The 17,583-nt window shown below is 45.1% G+C and carries 17 protein-coding genes; 6 read left to right on the top strand and 11 right to left on the bottom strand.

Annotation, left to right across the window (positions count from 1 at the left end; all coding sequences use genetic code 11):
* Positions 1 to 122 precede the first annotated feature (122 nt).
* Complete coding sequence (locus tag RID09_RS08340; protein ID WP_446335485.1) at positions 123 to 1,115, bottom strand: hypothetical protein; 993 nt, start codon at positions 1,113 to 1,115, stop codon at positions 123 to 125.
* A gap of 872 nt (positions 1,116 to 1,987) precedes the next feature.
* Here RID09_RS08340 and RID09_RS08335 point away from each other — a divergent pair.
* On the top strand, positions 1,988 to 3,394 hold the full coding sequence (locus tag RID09_RS08335; RefSeq protein WP_446335484.1) for a hypothetical protein: 1,407 nt from the start codon (positions 1,988 to 1,990) through the stop codon (positions 3,392 to 3,394).
* A gap of 94 nt (positions 3,395 to 3,488) precedes the next feature.
* Here RID09_RS08335 and thrS read toward each other — a convergent pair whose 3' ends face one another.
* Positions 3,489 to 5,318: a threonine--tRNA ligase gene (gene thrS, locus RID09_RS08330; RefSeq protein ID WP_446335483.1), complete on the bottom strand. Its 1,830-nt coding sequence runs from the start codon at positions 5,316 to 5,318 to the stop codon at positions 3,489 to 3,491.
* 10 nt (positions 5,319 to 5,328) lie between these two features.
* On the opposite strand from thrS, the gene RID09_RS08325 reads away from it, so the two are divergent.
* The 3 genes from RID09_RS08325 to RID09_RS08315 all read left to right on the top strand — a co-directional run bounded on the left by RID09_RS08325 (position 5,329) and on the right by RID09_RS08315 (position 6,443).
* Positions 5,329 to 5,478 (top strand): hypothetical protein, encoded by a 150-nt coding sequence (locus tag RID09_RS08325; RefSeq protein WP_446335482.1) that lies wholly within the window; start codon positions 5,329 to 5,331, stop codon positions 5,476 to 5,478.
* Between the two features lie 169 nt (positions 5,479 to 5,647).
* Entirely contained in the window at positions 5,648 to 6,013 is a 366-nt protein-coding gene (locus RID09_RS08320) for a DUF2605 domain-containing protein (protein WP_446335481.1), read from the top strand.
* A 115-nt stretch (positions 6,014 to 6,128) separates the two neighbouring features.
* Positions 6,129 to 6,443 (top strand): DUF2973 domain-containing protein, encoded by a 315-nt coding sequence (locus RID09_RS08315; protein ID WP_446335480.1) that lies wholly within the window; start codon positions 6,129 to 6,131, stop codon positions 6,441 to 6,443.
* Positions 6,444 to 6,803: 360 nt separating this feature from the next.
* Here the strand turns inward: RID09_RS08315 and RID09_RS08310 are convergent, their stop codons facing one another.
* From RID09_RS08310 to cofG, 3 genes are all read right to left on the bottom strand, one after another.
* On the bottom strand, positions 6,804 to 7,187 hold the full coding sequence (locus RID09_RS08310; RefSeq protein ID WP_446335479.1) for a TFIIB-type zinc ribbon-containing protein: 384 nt from the start codon (positions 7,185 to 7,187) through the stop codon (positions 6,804 to 6,806).
* Positions 7,188 to 7,370: 183 nt separating this feature from the next.
* The gene (locus tag RID09_RS08305) at positions 7,371 to 8,246 is read right to left on the bottom strand and encodes a hypothetical protein (protein ID WP_446335478.1); all 876 of its coding nucleotides are present in this window, start codon (positions 8,244 to 8,246) and stop codon (positions 7,371 to 7,373) included.
* Positions 8,247 to 8,275: 29 nt separating this feature from the next.
* Positions 8,276 to 9,241 carry a 7,8-didemethyl-8-hydroxy-5-deazariboflavin synthase subunit CofG gene (gene cofG, locus RID09_RS08300; RefSeq protein ID WP_446335477.1) on the bottom strand — a complete coding sequence of 322 codons (966 nt, stop codon included), beginning with the start codon at positions 9,239 to 9,241 and terminating at the stop codon, positions 8,276 to 8,278.
* A gap of 285 nt (positions 9,242 to 9,526) precedes the next feature.
* Here cofG and RID09_RS08295 point away from each other — a divergent pair, with 285 nt between their 5' ends.
* Complete coding sequence (locus RID09_RS08295; protein ID WP_446335476.1) at positions 9,527 to 10,366, top strand: PEP-CTERM sorting domain-containing protein; 840 nt, start codon at positions 9,527 to 9,529, stop codon at positions 10,364 to 10,366.
* A gap of 109 nt (positions 10,367 to 10,475) precedes the next feature.
* Here RID09_RS08295 and RID09_RS08290 read toward each other — a convergent pair whose 3' ends face one another.
* The 5 genes from RID09_RS08290 to RID09_RS08270 all read right to left on the bottom strand — a co-directional run bounded on the left by RID09_RS08290 (position 10,476) and on the right by RID09_RS08270 (position 15,480).
* Entirely contained in the window at positions 10,476 to 10,616 is a 141-nt protein-coding gene (locus tag RID09_RS08290; protein WP_446335475.1) for a hypothetical protein, read from the bottom strand.
* Between the two features lie 67 nt (positions 10,617 to 10,683).
* On the bottom strand, positions 10,684 to 11,346 hold the full coding sequence (locus tag RID09_RS08285) for an HAD-IA family hydrolase (protein ID WP_446335474.1): 663 nt from the start codon (positions 11,344 to 11,346) through the stop codon (positions 10,684 to 10,686).
* A gap of 150 nt (positions 11,347 to 11,496) precedes the next feature.
* Positions 11,497 to 12,696 carry an NAD(P)/FAD-dependent oxidoreductase gene (locus tag RID09_RS08280; RefSeq protein WP_446335473.1) on the bottom strand — a complete coding sequence of 400 codons (1,200 nt, stop codon included), beginning with the start codon at positions 12,694 to 12,696 and terminating at the stop codon, positions 11,497 to 11,499.
* Positions 12,697 to 12,866: 170 nt separating this feature from the next.
* Complete coding sequence (locus tag RID09_RS08275) at positions 12,867 to 13,322, bottom strand: YlqD family protein (protein WP_446335472.1); 456 nt, start codon at positions 13,320 to 13,322, stop codon at positions 12,867 to 12,869.
* A 139-nt stretch (positions 13,323 to 13,461) separates the two neighbouring features.
* The gene (locus tag RID09_RS08270) at positions 13,462 to 15,480 is read right to left on the bottom strand and encodes an AMP-dependent synthetase/ligase (protein ID WP_446335471.1); all 2,019 of its coding nucleotides are present in this window, start codon (positions 15,478 to 15,480) and stop codon (positions 13,462 to 13,464) included.
* 250 nt (positions 15,481 to 15,730) lie between these two features.
* On the opposite strand from RID09_RS08270, the gene RID09_RS08265 reads away from it, so the two are divergent.
* Positions 15,731 to 16,822: a response regulator transcription factor gene (locus RID09_RS08265; protein WP_446335470.1), complete on the top strand. Its 1,092-nt coding sequence runs from the start codon at positions 15,731 to 15,733 to the stop codon at positions 16,820 to 16,822.
* A gap of 193 nt (positions 16,823 to 17,015) precedes the next feature.
* On the opposite strand, the gene RID09_RS08260 is transcribed toward RID09_RS08265, so the two are convergent.
* Positions 17,016 to 17,507 carry a BON domain-containing protein gene (locus RID09_RS08260; RefSeq protein ID WP_446335469.1) on the bottom strand — a complete coding sequence of 164 codons (492 nt, stop codon included), beginning with the start codon at positions 17,505 to 17,507 and terminating at the stop codon, positions 17,016 to 17,018.
* Positions 17,508 to 17,583 lie beyond the last annotated feature (76 nt).

Here is a 17,583-nt window from a genome sequence, read left to right as displayed (position 1 = left end):
TCGGAGATAGCATTGCGGCTAGCGGTCAATCATTCTCAATCCTTGCTCAAATAAATAATCTTACTCTAAGTTTTAGAGCAGGTCAATCGCGAATTTCTGTTAAAAAATGATTGCTCAGCTTATCATAGTTCACGGTGTTTTACGTTTGTTTTCTTCGTCAATACGGTGTGCCAATCTATTATCGACAATACCGCCCTTGGACTCCCCCCAGTTCTCCTGAGTGAAACCAACCGCACCCCTAAATAGCGGAGTTTTTCCGGTTTCAGGTATGGAGTCAGGGACTTCCATCCTTGTGTGCGAACTTTCCGAGCATAAAACATAAGGCTGCGGAAAAAATCCTGCAATCGCCTTCCCCAATAGTTTTTTTGAATTCCTCCAGGATCAAGGCGTATATTATGGGGATTATAGTTATTTCGATTTAAGGGATTCAGTGTCGTGAGTCCTTCCCTTTGAGCAAACTGCTGGTATGTAATGCCCTGTTTTCGGGATTGGGGATGAGTGTGGGGATAAATCCATTCCCATATTGCCCAATCCAGACCAGAAAACAAAAATTCCGGCATATCTTTAGTCACCTGACAATATTTTAAGCGAATACCGATGGGAATTTCTGCCCAAGGTCCGTGCTGCCATACAAAGTCGGGATCAAAAAATGCTTTAAAGGCAAAATCTTTGCCATTGATCCTAAGACAAGCGACCCGACCAATCATCCCCGCCCCAGCTATTTTTACTTCAATTTTCATGGCTTGCTTAAATAGGGTATGTGGGGAATACTCCCCTACTTTTCTAATTAATATTATTGTCTGAGTTTTGTGTTTTAGCCGGAGCCTGCCTCGTTTGAGGTAGAATATAAAGCGATCGCCCTCTTGCACAGTCCCCCGTACATATCGGGCTAAATAGTCGAGAAATCGTCTAATCTCCCGCGCTCCAATTCTGTTTTTTAAGTCAATGAACGTTGAATCAGGAGCATAGAAGTATAATCGTGTCTGTGTCTGATCGGATTGCTGACGCGCTTGTTGGCACAGACGATAGAACTGACGAGGCGGTAACAGTTCCTGCTGGGCTTGCCAAAGGATGGAGGCTGGGGCAGATGCATTCAAGGGAGGGCGATTGCTCATAGTATCTTCAGAGAGTCCGAATCAGCGGATTTAGGTTAAGATAGTATGATCATCGCTCACAAACAGCCAATTGGGAAAGAGATAACGTGTTCAGCGATCGCTAGCCAGAATCGGGCATTTTTCAGGAGTAGCTTGAGCGCGGTAAGTCTGGCTGACTGGCGCTCTAAGCCATTACCCATCCAATTCGGACTATCGAGCTGGGCGGTTTGCCTTTTGCTGATTACTCATTAGACTATGCTGAGATGAATCTCTCTTAAGAGGACGTTCAGTCCAGGATAAGGGATTTTCCGTAGATCACAAACCTTGGTAGCCAGGAGAAATCCAACAGCAAAAATGTATCTAAGAATACGCAAAGGTCAGGTGACATCTCTTCCTTTATCCCCTGCTCCCAGATGTGCCATGACACGTCTGGTACATTTTTACCCTGCTCCTGTGTGCATCTAAACCTCACCCTAACCGATTCAGAATTCTCTTGTGAGAGATTCCGCAAATTGGCGCAGATGCAATCAAACATCTGGCTGAGGTAAAATCAGCTAAAAAACCTTCACAATTTAAAGTAAAGACTATAGTACCATGCCATGGCAACGACAATCCGAAAATCTCCCTATTTCATTGAAAGCCGCTCATCTCGAATTGGATTTAAAGATAGAAAATCCTTGGACGGGGGAAGTAGGGGAGTGAAATCCAAACTCAAAGTAAGGGCAGAATTTTAAGCTATCGCTCTTGAAAAAGAATCAACAGTACTCCCTCAACCCTCCCTAATTAACTAAAAGCTTGCCCGTTTCCCCTCTCTTTTCCTGGTCAATAGCTGTTTATGCTGTATAGAGTTATAATGACGCTTTTAAAATATTCCCATGAGTTAAGTTCACATTATGAATTTTGATAAGAATTATCAGAAATGTTTGCATAAGCTCATCTGGGCAACCCATAAGCTCGACGTTAAAGTTTGCCAAAGTCAGCTTGCTCATATTGCCCGAATCATCGTGCAAACAATGATGGGTCCCTGGCGCTATTTTCATTCCGTAGAACATATTTTAGAAGTCGGTGGATCGACGGACGCTATTGAAGTCTTGGCGGCTTTGTTTCACGATATTATTTACGTGCAAGTTGATGGATGTATTCCGTTTAACCTGACACCCTATCTCGCTCCTTTTATTGAGGAGGAGAGAGGGAAGTTTTTTGTCCGAAAAGAAAATACAGGTGAACAGGATATCCTTTTTGAGATAGTCGCCACTCTGTTTAAAGTCAATCCAGGAGAGGAACTATTTCCCTTTACCGGACAAAATGAGTTTTTAAGTGCGATTGTTGCGGCTAAACTACTAGAGCCTTTACTGACGCCGGGATTGATTGTGCAGGTTATAGCTTGTATCGAAGCGACTATTCCCTTCCGCACTCAATCCGATTTTGGGTTAAGTCCTAGCGAAGAATTATATCAGTGTTTGAAGTCTACAAATCAGCGATTTAATCTTAACTTAACGGATACAGAAATTCTAGAAAGCGTGAAGCGTTCAGTAAGACTTGCGAATCGGGATGTTGGTGGGTTTGCTCATCCCAGCTCGGCTGTTTTTTTATCCAATACTTGGAATTTATTACCCGAAACTAACCATAATCTAAACAAATCCGGGTCGTATACGGTGCGGGATTATCGAGTGGCTATCCAAAAAATGGCAGTTTTTATGAAATTCCTTAACGCCGAACTTATTTTTAGACAGTTCCGAGGCGAACCCAATGATTTAATTTATCTCCATTTAGTAGAGCAAGCTCGCCGTAATTTAGAAGTGGCGCGGCTATATTTAGACAGTAAGTTGGTGGCTAATGCTATTTTAGAAGCCTTATCATTACGTTTAGGTTCAGATGTTCCCTTAAGCATTATGATGGGAGATTTTGGAGATGAACACAGTTCAATCGGTCGTTTGGGCGATTCGTTTCCCACTCTGATTAATCCTTATCGACCTAAAACTGTTCTGGAATGCGAAGTGTGGCAGTTATTGGCAGGGGGACGCGCTCAAGGCATTTCCTTCGATTTCAAAACCTCTCCTTTGACTAGCTTTGTTGTCCAGTACATCGGATTTGAGGGGATTTGCCAGATGTGGCAACGCACCCAGGAGTTTTTTCAAGGAACAATAACGTCAGAAGAGTTTTTAGCTAGCTGTGATACCGATTTGGTGGACATTGTTATGAATGAAGTGGCTAAACTTTTGGAAAAGCGAAAAGTCGCCTTATGTTCTCTCTATAAACCTCTATCGATTAATAGGGTTAAGCAATTGCAACATGATTAATACCAAGTTAGCCACTTTGTCCAGACGCCAAAACCTTGTAGAGACGTAGCATGCTACGTCTCTACATCATATATATTATAGAGAGAGATTGAACCTAAAAATTCTGGCGGTTGGCGATCGCACTCTCCATGCGTTCTAACACCTGCGCCACAGGAATCGCCCCTAAGTCTTGGGAGGGCTTAAAAGCGGTGCGAGTCCGGACACTGAGACTATTCGACTCAACCTCCTTCGCCCCGACAACCGCCATCACCGGGATTTTTTCCTTTTCTCCATTGCGAATCATCTTCGGTAAGCGATCGCCACTGGTATCGACTTCGACTCGAACCCCCACCAGGCGCATCTTCTGTGCCACTTCCTTGGCAAAGGGTAACTGTTCATCACTCACGGGTAACAGTCGTGCTTGCACCGGAGCTAACCAGAAGGGAAAGTCTCCCCCATACTCCTCAATCACAATTCCAATCAGCCTCTCCAATGAGCCAAAGGGCGCACGGTGAATCATCACAGGGCGCTGGCGCGTACCATCTTCCGCCACATACTCTAAATCAAATCGCTCTGGCAGGTTATAGTCCACCTGTACCGTCCCCAATTGCCATTCGCGATCGAGCGCGTCATGGAATATGAAATCCAGCTTTGGACCATAAAACGCGGCTTCGCCAATGCCTTCAAAATGAGCCATTCCCAAGGTTTCGACTGCCCGACGAATGGCGTTCTCTGCCTTATTCCACGCCTCATCTGAACCAATATATTTGTCTTGGCTGGGGTCACGGAAACTTAAACGGGCTTTAAAGTCTTGCAACCCTAGGGTGCCAAACACCGATAGAGTTAAATCAACCACCCGCAAGAACTCATCATCCAGTTGTTCGGGGGTAACAAACAGATGGGCATCATCTTGGGTAAAGCCCCGAACTCGCGTTAATCCGCCCAGTTCTCCCGATTGTTCATACCGATAAACCGTGCCAAACTCCGCTAGGCGCATAGGCAAATCTCGGTAGGAACGCAGTTCATGCTTATAGATTTGCACATGAAACGGGCAGTTCATGGCTTTCAGGACAAAGCCCTCGGCTTCTGACTCACCCATCATCGGGAACAAGTCTTCTTTATATTTCTGCCAATGTCCCGAAGTTTTAAACAAATCGACGCGAGCAATATGGGGTGTAACCACCGGTTGGTAACCGCGCTTAATTTGCTCCTGCTTGAGGAAGTCTTCCAGGGTACTCCGCAATACAGTGCCTTTGGGCGTCCACAAGGGCAATCCCGGTCCTACAGCGTCGGATAAGATAAACAGTCCTAGTTCTTTGCCCAGCTTGCGATGGTCACGCTTGAGGGCTTCTTCTTTGCGCCGCTTATATTCGGTTAGTTGTTCCGGCGTCTCCCAGGCGGTGCCGTAAATTCGCTGAAGTTGTGCCTTAGTCGCATCGCCGCGCCAGTATGCCCCAGCGACACTTTCTAGGTCAATTGCTTTGGGATGAATGTCAGCGGTGGTTTCCACATGGGGACCAGCGCACAAGTCCCACCAAGCGTCTCCGAGATGGTAAATCGTAATTGGGTCTTCTAGATCCTGAAGGATTTCTAGTTTGTAGGGTTCTCCGAGTTCTTTGATCCGGCGTTCGGCTTCCTCACGAGTGACTTGTTCCCGAATCAGGGGCAGTTTGCGCTTGAGGATTTTGACCATCTCTTTTTTGATGGCTTTTAGGTCTTGCTCCGTAAAGGGTTCGGGTTTAGCGAAGTCGTAATAAAAGCCATTCTCAATCCACGGACCAATGGTCACCTGTGTCCCCGGAAACAGCTTCTGCACCGCCATCGCCATGACGTGGGAGGCGGTATGGCGAATTTTTTTTAAGCTCTCGGATTCACTGGTCCGAGGCAAATGGATTTTTTCGGGTTTTTGGGGGGCTTCTACGTTGGACATGGGTGAGTGTACCATTGAGTTGAGATTGAAAGCAGTTCTGATGCAATCGGGTTTAAGCTTATCCCACGAAAAGATGGGGAATGCCAGCGTACTCCGGCAACAGAAGCAAGCTACATGGATCATGGATCATGGTACTCGCTTCTCTCCAAGCCAGCTACATGGTTCATCGGTGTGAACAAAACGATTAACAATGAACCCAATTACCCCGGTTTCCCTGGTTCCCTTGCTCCATTCCATGATACCTACCTTATTCAATCAATGCAGGTTGCTCAGTTGCTTGTGTATTGTAAAGAATTGTAACTAGCGTTAAGATAAGTTTACAGATGAATTAGCGCTTAAGATTCATGCCTCAGTCTCAGCCTCACGAGCAAGATCTGCTCAAGTCAATACTGCAACCGCTCTTGGATGATTTTCAATATTGGTTTTCGCGATCGCGTTCTTTACTCGAATCAGAGGAGATCAGCTTTTTAAGCCGACAGCAGCAGACGGATTTACTCGATCGAGTTAAAACAGCTCAACGGGAAGTCAATGCGGCGGTGACACTGTTTCAAGCAACGGATGGTCAAGTCGGGATTGAACCCGCTACATTAGTGCCATGGCATCGATTAGTCAACGAATGTTGGCAAGTAGGGATGCGCTGGCGCTCATTGAAATCGGGAGAATCTGAGTCGGAGGTTTCCAACAATGTGAATATTGAGTCGAGGGAGTGATCAAATTTCTGCCGAGATTTGATAAGCTAAACGGATTAGTGATAAAGACGTAATTTCTTGACCCATCTAAGATAATCGATTAACAAATCAACGGTTTAGTCTAAAGGATGATGCCATGTTACACCTACTCTATGTAATTGCCTTTACCGTTATTGCATTTCTGGCGATCGGGAATTTGATTCGCAGCTTGCTGAACTTGAGTATAGATGCTCAGCGGCACTACTCCCCTGCGGGAAGACAATCATTTTCCGCGTCTGGCTTTCATCACACTGGTGTACCCCACCCAGAACTGTTGGATGATGCAGGTAAACCAACAAGTGAGCCGCTGCTGGTGATGAAATCAATGACGGTTGAAGACGCCCGCACCCAGCTTGATGCTTTATATAATGCCTCTCCCAGCCATAGCGTGGATAAGTCAGAAGAGATTTAGCGTATATAAACTAAAGGCTATTTTAACAAAATCCCCAGAATGTCAAGTCCAGTAATAGCAGTTAGTGGTCACAAGAAGTAAAAAGCATACCCTCGAAGCTCGTAAAGGGTCAAGAGATCGGAAATTTTAGCTCTTCATGTCACCATTTTGTTTTGGAAAATTTAAGTAGATGATCCGATTACTGGACTTGTTTTCTAGGAAGTCCCTACCTCTCAACTGTTAGGTGGGGATTTAGGTATAGCTTTCCCAGAGGGTAAGGTAAGTCCCTTTAACCCGCTTATTTTGTATTTTGATTGATGATTCGCTAGTATAGATAACCCGAATAACTCTCCATTTGCCTGAATAGCTGATCAGCACCTATCAGCGTCTTTCTCGACTAAATATTCCTTTAAAGATATCCTGAACATCCTCCTGTTTATAATCTTTAAATTCCCCCGCATCAAACCAGATTCCATAACAGATAGGGCATTTCTCGTACCAAATATGAGACTGCTTTAGGTCAACCATTTTGGTCATCTTTGCTTTGCATTTCGGGCAATTAATATCTTCGATGGTATTAAATTTACTCCCGATTTTAGGATCACCCGTATCGATAACTTCAGAGCCCTCTATTTTCTTGAGAATTTGAGCCTCTTGAGAATCAAACCAAATGCCATGGCAATCCGTGCATCGATCTACTTCAATATCGGCATACACTACAGCTTCTAAGCTTCCTTGACATTTAGGACATTTCATTTGAGTCATTTTTCAACCATTCCATTCGGGATTGTTTTCGATTGCTGTAGTTTAGCAATTTTTTCTGCCAATGATAGAGGCTTGTTTTTAAAACTTAACGAAAAGACGAAATTAATTCTTTAGCAACAGGGAATATCACTTCATTACTGATTTAGTAATAGATAACAGATAGAATTTCATTTGCCAGAAGTTTTAATTCACCGTTACCTGATCAAGAGTACCCAGCCATTTAGTTCTTGGCAGGCGATAGGGTTTAAATATTAAGGGTTCCAAACTGCCAAACTTAACCAAGTGAGCTAAGAAATGTAATGTTCCTGCCAGAATATCACTCCGTTGCGGTTGCACAATATTACTTAAGCTTAATTGCTCTGGAGATTGCCAAAACTCTTTCATTGATTTCACCCTATCTGGAGCATTGGATAACCGCACGAATAAAAAGACAACTTGAGCCATTTTTGCTTCGACAGTTGCTGGATTATTGAGTTGATTACCTTGAAATGATCCGCCAAAACGTTTCCGAATAAATGTTTTCACTTGCTGGGAATACGAGGTAGAATTATAGTCAGCAATGGCTTGAGAAACCGAGTGATAGCGACCCGAATTAATCAGAGATCCGATAACACAAGCTGCGACATCTGCGGTATAGTCAGAATCTCTAGCAAAGCGAGTTAAGGCTTCCCCTAGAGTTTTGACAGCTAGGGTAGCGTATTGCGTTCGATATACAATGATCGCTGAACCAATATCACCCGCCCATGCTGTATGATCGGCTGTCCATTGGGTTAAATCTGACCATTGAACCCCCGGTTGATTAATTTGGTCAGACAAGGATGCCAGAAAATGACCAAAATCTGTCATTTCACCACTTAAGAGTACATCCCCGTTCAGTTTTCCTTGAAATTCTCCTTCAATATAGTCTTGGTGATAACCTGTTGCGGTCCTCCATAACCTTGTTGTATAGTTTTTTCGGGTATAGCCGCGCAAAATATTGGCGATTTCATAGGCTGATTTATTAGGGTTTTTCTGTTCAATGTTTTGGATGAATTCTAAGGCAGTTTCAAGTTCAGACATACAGGGGAGATTGGGGAAGAGGTAATTGGTTAAGAAATAGGGAATTGGTAATTCAAAACGGCTTGTTGTAGTCGTGGGGACAACCAGTTATTATACTGCGGGTAAACGGGTAAGCGTGGTGATAGATGCCATCCGGCTGGTTCGACGATATTTTGTAATCGCTGAATGTGAGGATGGGGATAATCGGGATTTACCTCGTCTTTGGGTCCAATTCCCCCCAAATCTCTCGCCCCTGCTGCTAAACAGGCGAGTAACCATTGATCATCTAGGATTAAATTGGGCGGAATTTGCAGGGTGATATCGGCGGGTAAAATTTGACGTGCTTTAGCAATGACTTGGGGTAACTGCTGCGGATCAAAGGCGGGGGCTTGCCAATTTTGTTGATGACCGGGACTGTGGGGTTGTAAGATAACTTCTTGGATGTGACCATACTGATGATGAAGCTGCGCGATCGCATCTAAGGTTTCCCACCAGTCAACGGGTGTCTCACCAATACCCAACAATAAGCCTGTAGTAAATGGAATCTGCAATTCCCCCGCCCAAATAAGCTGTTGTAGCCGCACCTGTGGTATCTTACTGGGTGCATGACGGTGAACGGTTTGCTGGAGTTGGGGTGTTATCTCCTCCAGCATTAATCCCATTGATGCATTTACCGATTTTAGCGATCGCATCTCCTCAAACTGCAACGGTCCTACATTAGTATGGGGGAGAAATCCTATTGATAGGGCAAGTTCACACAGATCATAAATTCGCTGGAACCAAGCTTGACGGCGTGGTGAGTGGGGATGCACCTCACCACTGAGGATGAGGATTTCACAAATTCCCTGAGGTTGAAGCTGTGTTAAGCGCTCACCAGCCTCTGTTAAAGTCAACCATGGACTTTGACCCGGATTTGCGCGAAAGTTACAATAGCTACAACGGTTAAAGCATTCGTATGTAGGCACCAGGGTGTAAGCGGGACTATAGGTAATAATTCGAGAATCGGTCATTGCCATTGTGGATGACGTTAAACTTTATGCGAGTGCGACGTAGAGTTGAAAGCTTCATTTTACCGTTGCTCCTCATAGTCTGAAAACCTTATGCATTCGTTGATTCGCGGCTTATATGGAACGGAAAGCATCAAGGATATATCAAAGGAATATGAAGCTAGTGTGAAGACAACCCCTCTTTCCTGTAAAGATTTCATGAAGAATGACTAGAGGCTATTGTTTTTCTCTGGGAGTAGGGATTAGTATGTCCATTAACAAAGCAAATACCTAGTGTAAGGCTTACATACATATATGTTTACTCCAAATAAATTAGCAATATCTGCAGTCGGTGCTTCCCTACTCGCTCTTGGGTCAGTCGCAACCTTTACCGAAAGCGCTGCGGCTTTGAATGATCGACCCGTTCCGGTATCTGGTGCTGCGGATTCTGATGATGGCATATCCCTCCAACAACTCTTGGATGGCATCACATTATCCGATCCTAAGATTGACGTAGATAATGATCAGAAACCGTTCGATTTATTTACGAACCAGTCTAGTGGCGCTTCTGAAAACACTTTACTTTTCGAGATCGCTGGTTTTGCCCCTGAAAACATATTCGGTATCTACAAAGCGGGTACCCCTAGTTTCCGAGTTCCGATCTTTATTGGAGACAATGACCCAGGAGATGCAGCCAGCGTATTCTTCTTAGCTGATAACAGCGTCGGTGTTAGCACTTTGGCATTCCCACCTGAATTCCCACCTGTAGCTGATCCTAACTTCCAAATCTACGAAGATTTTGGCAACATGTTTGGTTATTACCTGACAAATCCACTAGGCGAAACCTTCTTCAGCGAGGATCGGCTCAACACAAATAACGCGGCTCAGAGTCTCATTTTTCAGGGCAATGATCAAACAGTACTACAGGCGCCGGGACGTCAACCGGGTGTATTTAGCGACAATGAATTCATCATTGCTTTTGAGGATAAACTTGTTGGAACTCCTGCCTCTGACCGAGACTATCAGGACTTTGTCATCATCGCGGAATCCATTGTTCCAAAATCCACTCCAGAACCCGCTACCCTAGCTGGGTTAGGGCTGTTTGCTGGCGCCATGGCAGTCTCTCGTCGTCGTAAAAATTCTCGGAAATCTTAATTTCTAACTTCTTATCAATAGAATGAGAACAATTTTTATAAGATTTTAGTGGGCAATTGCGAGTAAGGTAGCATTTGCCCACTTTTTGATTGATTGCTGATATCTTTATTTACAGCATAAGCTGTTCGGCATTTACAGCAGATTTGGTGGTTGATGAGGTATAGTCTTCTTCCGCAAGATCCCCGACTTCTCCAAGAAGTCGGGGATCTATATACACCTGGTTGGTAGGGGCGGGTTTGACTACTAACATTTTTTGTCACCTAAATGTGACTAAACCCGCCCTGACGAATGATGAATGACGAATGACACAAAAACGATTAAATCTCCGCCATATCCTCGGAACGCTCCAACCAAATCGCTCTCAATCCCGCCGCTTTAGCCCCCTGATAATCCTCCCGCAAACTATCACCAATGTGCCATGCTTCTGAAGGTTCACATCCATGTTTATGTAAAGCGTGGGTAAAAATTTTGGGATCAGGTTTAGCCGCCTCCGCTTCTGTCGAAATGGTGATTGAACTAAAAAACTCATCCAGATTCAGGGCTTTTAGCACTAAGTAAAGGCGAGAATCAAAATTGGATAAAACACCCAGTTGAATACCAACCCGCCGCCACCCCTCCAGGGATGGGATCACATCGGGATAAATAAACCACGGTTCTGCTGTGGCAAAGTGGGTGTAAAGGTGGTCAAAAAAATCGGTAAAGTCGGCAAACTGTTCCAGAACACCGACTTTTTGGAATGTGCGAAGGGCAATCACGCGCCACCATTCAAATTCACACTGAGGAATCTCTTGTGAGTCTGTGTCTGGAAAAACTAAGGGATCAGCCGCAGCAAAGGCTTGGAAAAAGGCATCATTAACCAGTTTGGGTGGTACATTCACGTTAAACTGACGAGCTACGCGGCTGTAAACCTGACCCACACTCCCGCGCACCCCAAATAATGTACCGACGGCATCTAGTAAAATGACTTTTGGATTGGTCATTTGTTATTTGTCATTTATCATTTGTCATTTGTCAGGGCGGGTTTAGTTGCATCTGGGTGAGGTAAAAAACGATAGTAGTAAAACCCGCCCCTACATATTCAAAATTCACAACCGGGTTTCCTCTTTCCTAAGTGAAAGGTCAAAACTTCCTTATCCCTCATCTTTGAGAAGATTTAATAAAGGTTGTGCAATCCAATTTAAACCAACTTTAACCTGATGGTCTAGGGTGGGCATACGATAAAGATAGGCAAGACGCCGTGCTACGTGGGCGAAGACCCCATCAAGTTTTAATCCTAACCCGGTCAGTGTCGCGTTGTCTGTCCCTAATGTCATCATTTCGCCTAAATGCTGGTAGCGGAAGGGAAGTAAGGGACGCCCAGTCAGGGATGCCCAGATATTCCAAGCGGCGTAATCGGCTTGCTGGAAGGCTGATTGAGCGGTGTTGGGAACTTGTTGACCTGTGGCGTCTCGACAATCAGCGAGATCCCCTAGAGCATAAAGTTCTGGATGATCAACCACTTGCAGGGTTGGGGTGATCATCAGCTGACCCCGGTGGTTTTGTTTAAAGGGGAGCGATCGCACCAACGGCGCTACTGTGGTGCCCACTGCCCATAGTACGATATCTACAGGAATTGTATCCACCTGTCCTTTGTACAGCAGAGAAATTGTGTCAGCGCTGATCGAGTCTACCGATGTTTCTAGGTCAATCCACACATCTCGCTCATTTAAAGCCTTCCGTGCAGCTTCACGGTTGAATTCGGGAGAGGTTTTCAGAATCATCTCACCCTGTTCAATTAACCGGAGGCGTCCTCGTTCTCCTAAGCGTTCAGCGAGTTTGCAGGCGAGTTCTACCCCACTGTATCCACCACCCACAACCGCGACACGAATTTTTTCCCTGTGGGATTCTTCCAGAATTCGCAACCGTTCTTCTAAACGATAAGCATCTGCGATCGCCCGGAAAGAAATAGCATGTTCAGCGACGCCGGGAACGCTCTCCAGAGGTGTAACTCCGCCTAAGGATAAGACCAGGCGATCGTAAGAAAATTCTACGCCATCCTGCAATTGTACCTGCTGTTGCTCACTATCAATACCCATCACCGTGGCTTGGGTAAAGCGTACCCCTGTATTTGCCAGGAGTTCCTCAAAGGGTGGGGCAATTTCCCAGGTTTGCAGTTCACCTGTCAGGAGTTCATACAGCAGGGGCATAAATACGAAGCGATCGCTTTGATCAACGAGTATAATTTCTGGCTGCTGTAATTTGTCCCAAGGGAGTTGGCTTAAGCGCAGGGCAGTATAAAGCCCCCCAAAGCCTCCACCGAGAATACATAAGCGGGTCGGTTGGTCACTCATCGTTGAATGGGCAGATTAGCCATAGTAGGGCAACTTCTTTCAGGATAGCAAGATACCCAATGTAGAGACGCGCCATGGCGCGTCTCTCCAATCAGGGCGGGTTGGAGGTAAGGTTATCATCAATAGCAAAACACCATTCCATCACACCCACTCCTACTTGCCTCACAAGTTTAGATATCGCCGCGAATTTCTTCGACTACGCCATCTCGCAGGAGAATTTCGACCTGCATTTTGCGAACCAGGTTATCTCCGGCTTCAACGCGGAAGAAGCTTTCGATTTGACCTTGATTGACTTCTTGGTCAAGTTCGAGCATCTGTACCTGTTGGAGTTGCTGGAGTTGCTGGTTTTTCTGTTCTAGTAGCTCACTTTTCTTTTGATTGACCTGTAGTTGAATACTGTCGATTTGCTGCTTGACTTGAGGACCTGGAGGTTGCACACTTTGCTTTTGGATTTCCGCGATCGCCCGTTGCCCCTGCATGTCTAACTGTTGAAGTTGAGAGTCAAGTTGGTTAATTTGTCCCTGAAGTTGTTGTTGCACCTCCTCCTTCCAACGGGGTGTGACAATGGCTTTAATATTAACCGGTCGCTTCAAGAGTAGATTTGATTTAGATTCTTCTGTAGTCATATAGCTCTTTCTCGGTAGGTCTGAAACGTTAAAAGGATATGGGTTAATCCGGGTAATAGCATAACCCAAAGTTTGGGGCATGAGGATTAAGATCAACAGGCAACTTGCCAGCAGACTCTTTCACCCTATTTCCCATCAATCAGGCGAACATCCCGTTAATGATATCGTGATATCGTTGAGTAACAACGGGTCGCCGGATTTTCAGTGTTTGAGTCATCATGCCGTTTTCTATGGAAAAGGGTTCTAAAATCAGCACGAATTGACCAATCCGATCATCAGGGCGATAACCTGGTCGATTTTTTACTTCCCGGTTCAATTCTTGCCGGAATAGGTTCTGCACCTCTTTACTTTTGAGTTCAATAGTCGTCCGGAACGACTCACTGTTCTCCTGTGTATCGGAGTTGGGCAAGTTTAGGGTAACATTTTCAGCGGCTGCCCACTGTTGCAGGGCTTCTAGGTTCGGCACAATTAACGCACCGAGCGATCGCTGATCTTGACCCACTAGCATAATCTGTTCAATATAAGGACTTCGCAGACAGGCATCTTCAATCGGTTGCGGCTCAATATTTTCGCCGTTGGTCAATACGATGGTATCTTTTGCCCGTCCTGTCAAGACTAAATCATTGTTGGGAGTCACCCATCCCAAATCTCCGGTATCAAACCATCCTTGGGGGTCAATGGCTTTTGCTGTCGCCTCTGGGTTTTTATAGTACCCTTGCATCACTTGGGGTCCTTTCACCAAAACCAACCCCCGTTTGCCTGGAGGTAGGGGTTTGTGGGTTTCGAGATCAACAATGCGAATCTGGGTTCCAGGCATGGGTAATCCGGATGAACGGCGCAGATTCCGTTCCATCCGGCGGACGTTGGTGACTGGAGAGGTTTCGGTGAGTCCATATCCCACAAGAATCTCAATCCCAGCAATTTCAAAGAAGTTTTCTAAATGCATTGCCAGGGAACCCCCACCACTTATAATGGTTTTGATTTGACCCCCGGTTGCCGCCCGCACAGTTTGATAAATTAGTTTGTCGGCTAATTTATGGGCGGGTAACAGGAGTGAGGCTTGGATGCTGGCGCTGATACGTTCTAAAGGACCAGTATTCAGCTGGTTCAGGTCTAACCCTTGAGCGATTCGCCGCGCCTTAATATAGCGCTGACTGATATCGAGTAAGGTAAAAACTAATTTTTGCTTGTTCGGCGGTTGCTCACGAAATTGCTTTTGCACCCCCTCATAAATGGATTCCCACAGCCGAGGAACACCGATCATGTAGATGGGTTTAAAGGCTTTGAGATCGGCTTTGACATGGCGAATGGTGGTGTAAATTTGGGTACAGCCTTGGGATAGGAGGAAGTATTCTACGGTGCGTTCGTAGACATGCCAAGTCGGTAAAATACTCAATACGCGATCGCCTCCTTTGGGTTGGAGGACGATACCAAAGGTGGTGACTTGATGCAGCAGGTTTCCATGACTTAACATTACCCCCTTGGGTTTACCTGTGGTGCCGGAGGTGTACATTAAGGTCGCGAGGGTTTGACGAGTTGCCTGAACCGGTTGTAGGGTTGTTTTTGACCCCAGACTCATCACCTCAGAGAAATTAAGCACCTTGAGCTTGTCTTCAGCAGGTGGATCTTCATCGGAGAGTAGGATCACAAACTGAATCTGCAAATCGTCAAGATAAGGTCTGAGTTTAGTTAGTGTTTTAGTATCTTCGACAACTAAAGCAATACTGCCACTGTGTTCTAAGATATACCGCAGTTCATCAGGATCAGCTTGGGCGCTGCGAACCACATTTGCCGCCCCAGCCGTCATAATCCCCTGATCGGCAATCAGCCAACGGGGGCTGTTATCGGCAATCAAGGCGACACGGGGAGGAAGATCCGAGGAGTCTTGTTCCTGTTTGATTACTGGATTATCGAACAGGGTTTGTAACCCCGCCGCGAATTGTTGAATCTGGCGCACCAACTGGGTGTACGTTAGGATCACCTCGGGTTGGGCATGGGGATCTCTCAGGGCAATGATTTGTCCAAATCGCTGCGCCGCAATCGACCAAATTTCTGGGAGAGACTGGATAGGGGAGTAGTCAACTAGGTGCTTGAGCAGGTTACGCTCTTGGGAACTCATCGACAACGACATAGAATCAGCAGGCTCTGTGTTTAACATCTATTACAATCCCTTGTTTTTTTTACCATACTCTTTTGCTGTGAGTCAGAATAGGAGTCTCAGTGGACAGAATGTCTTCTGTCTGTTGATAGATTTTCTTCCTATGCCCCATCTCTGTGTCTCCTGAAAAATTGTCCAAAACGATGTCGGGAACGCTGAGGTTCAGGTAGGGGAGGATTTTCCTCCATCAGAACTAGGGGGGGTATCAAGGGAAGATTCAGGATCATCTATTATTCAAAGGGGGAAGACAATGAAACTTTTATTTGTTGAGGATAATCCAACCTTAGCCAAAACTATTATGGCAGGGTTAATTCAACAAAACTATGTTGTTGATCTGGCAGATGACGGTGAGACAGGTTTGGATAATGCTTTAGCCTATAACTATGATCTGATTCTGCTTGATATTAATTTGCCTCATCTGAATAGTATTAGCCTTTGTCGCCGTTTAAGACAAGCCGGAAATACCAGTCCGATTGTTTTATTAAGTGCATCAGTAGCGACTCAAGATATGGTGGCGGGGTTAGATGCGGGCGCTGATGATTATATTATTAAACCCTGTCCGGTTGAAGGGTTAGCGGCTAGAATCCGGGCATTACTCAGACGTAACCGAGAGGCTAGCACCCCAACTTTGCAATGGGGAAAGTTGGAATTAGCTCCTAGTACTTGTGAAGTGACTTGTCAGGGACAGCCCTTGCGTCTATCTCCCAAAGAATACAGTCTTTTATATTTGTTGATGTCATCTCCAACCCGGATATTTAGTCAAGATTATATTATCGAAAAACTTTGGCCCCTCGGAGAGCCACCAAACCGGGAAACGGTTAAGGCACATGTTAAAGGATTACGACGCAAGCTTAACAAAGCGGGTGCAGGTGACATTATTGAAACTGTGTATGGGTTCGGGTATCGTCTGAAGGAGCTATCTGAACTTCAAACTTCGTCATCAACCCTCAATCCTATTCTGGAACGGTTTGTGGCAATGCGTCAGATGGAGTATTTAATCCTCAATCCAGATTTAACGATTCGAGAGATTTCTGAGCAGGCTCAAAGGTTTTGTGATTTTCCCGAAAAATTAACTATTGGCAAGTCAGTCAGTGTTAGTTTTCCAGAGTTAATTGGTTTAGACGATATATTATTGGCTGTTTTGGCAGGAAAAACAGAAGATTTTAGGATCGAAGGTGTAGCTCGTTCCCATAATCCTCAGCGACCGGAGTATATTGATATCTATAGCATGAATGTTGATAATCAGTTATTTCTCCTATTTGAAGATGTCTCCCCGGAAATGAGCTGGAGACAAACCGTTACTCAACAAGAAAATGAAACCTATCTTTTATTGGGATTTTAAATGCCTCTGATGTTGATGTCAGGGAGACACATCATTGGGTAGAGACGTTCCGCCGGAACGTCTCTACTTGTCCTAATCGATGTGTCTACTGCTATATCTAATAAAAAATTGGTCTTGTGGAAAAGAACAAGACCAATTTAAGCAAGAAAAACTCCGTTTGATATTGACGGAATATTTATTAATTTCTGATTAATTAAGAAGGGAGTTCTTCGAGGGCTAAATCGAAGGTAATCTCATGAACACCAGGAATGTCTTTAATCTTCTCAACGATTTTACGAGCCGTTGCTTGGTCTTTAACGGTTCCGCTGAGACGAACCGCACCACTAGCAACGCCAGCGACTAGGTTCTCGGAAATATCGGACTTAATCTTATCTTGAATCTGGGAATCACTCAGTTCGTTTCCACCTTTGCTCGATTCAACATATTCAACTCCTTGATACTGACTGCCCACGGCGGAGGTTGTCAACTTCTCCCTTTCTTGTTGCTGTTGTTGAGAATTTTGAGCGGAATCAACAGCAGCTTGAGGGGGTGCAGCTAAGGCAGGAAAAGCACTATTAAATGTAAAGATGACAACACCCAGCAGCATCATAGCTGAGCGGAACAGGCGATTCGGCTTAGCAAGAACAAGAACAAAACTCGCGATCGCAAAGGCAGTGATGACCATTAATAAGTTGATCATATCCATAACTATCATTTTCTCCGTACTCTACAGCTAACGTTACCAACTTATGCAAAAATAGACTTCATTCTACAGTCATAAA

The sequence above is a fragment of the Coleofasciculus sp. G1-WW12-02 genome (assembly GCF_040219735.1).
Taxonomy (GTDB): domain Bacteria; phylum Cyanobacteriota; class Cyanobacteriia; order Cyanobacteriales; family Coleofasciculaceae; genus Coleofasciculus.
The sequence above is the reverse complement of the archived record's forward strand: the minus strand, read 5'-3'. Positions and strand labels throughout refer to the sequence as shown.

Excerpts from the sequence above, each read along its gene's own strand:
- RID09_RS08265 (WP_446335470.1), top strand. The coding sequence starts at position 15,731 with ATGAAACTTTTATTTGTTGAGGATAATCCAACCTTAGCCAAAACTATT.
- RID09_RS08305 (WP_446335478.1), bottom strand. The coding sequence starts at position 8,246 with ATGTCTGAACTTGAAACTGCCTTAGAATTCATCCAAAACATTGAACAG.
- RID09_RS08260 (WP_446335469.1), bottom strand. The coding sequence starts at position 17,507 with ATGGATATGATCAACTTATTAATGGTCATCACTGCCTTTGCGATCGCG.
- RID09_RS08270 (WP_446335471.1), bottom strand. The coding sequence starts at position 15,480 with ATGTTAAACACAGAGCCTGCTGATTCTATGTCGTTGTCGATGAGTTCC.
- RID09_RS08315 (WP_446335480.1), top strand. The coding sequence starts at position 6,129 with ATGTTACACCTACTCTATGTAATTGCCTTTACCGTTATTGCATTTCTG.
- RID09_RS08285 (WP_446335474.1), bottom strand. The coding sequence starts at position 11,346 with ATGACCAATCCAAAAGTCATTTTACTAGATGCCGTCGGTACATTATTT.
- cofG (WP_446335477.1), bottom strand. The coding sequence starts at position 9,241 with ATGGCAATGACCGATTCTCGAATTATTACCTATAGTCCCGCTTACACC.
- RID09_RS08295 (WP_446335476.1), top strand. The coding sequence starts at position 9,527 with ATGTTTACTCCAAATAAATTAGCAATATCTGCAGTCGGTGCTTCCCTA.
- RID09_RS08290 (WP_446335475.1), bottom strand. The coding sequence starts at position 10,616 with ATGTTAGTAGTCAAACCCGCCCCTACCAACCAGGTGTATATAGATCCC.
- RID09_RS08275 (WP_446335472.1), bottom strand. The coding sequence starts at position 13,322 with ATGACTACAGAAGAATCTAAATCAAATCTACTCTTGAAGCGACCGGTT.
- RID09_RS08320 (WP_446335481.1), top strand. The coding sequence starts at position 5,648 with ATGCCTCAGTCTCAGCCTCACGAGCAAGATCTGCTCAAGTCAATACTG.
- RID09_RS08335 (WP_446335484.1), top strand. The coding sequence starts at position 1,988 with ATGAATTTTGATAAGAATTATCAGAAATGTTTGCATAAGCTCATCTGG.
- RID09_RS08340 (WP_446335485.1), bottom strand. The coding sequence starts at position 1,115 with ATGAGCAATCGCCCTCCCTTGAATGCATCTGCCCCAGCCTCCATCCTT.
- RID09_RS08280 (WP_446335473.1), bottom strand. The coding sequence starts at position 12,696 with ATGAGTGACCAACCGACCCGCTTATGTATTCTCGGTGGAGGCTTTGGG.
- RID09_RS08310 (WP_446335479.1), bottom strand. The coding sequence starts at position 7,187 with ATGACTCAAATGAAATGTCCTAAATGTCAAGGAAGCTTAGAAGCTGTA.
- thrS (WP_446335483.1), bottom strand. The coding sequence starts at position 5,318 with ATGGTACACTCACCCATGTCCAACGTAGAAGCCCCCCAAAAACCCGAA.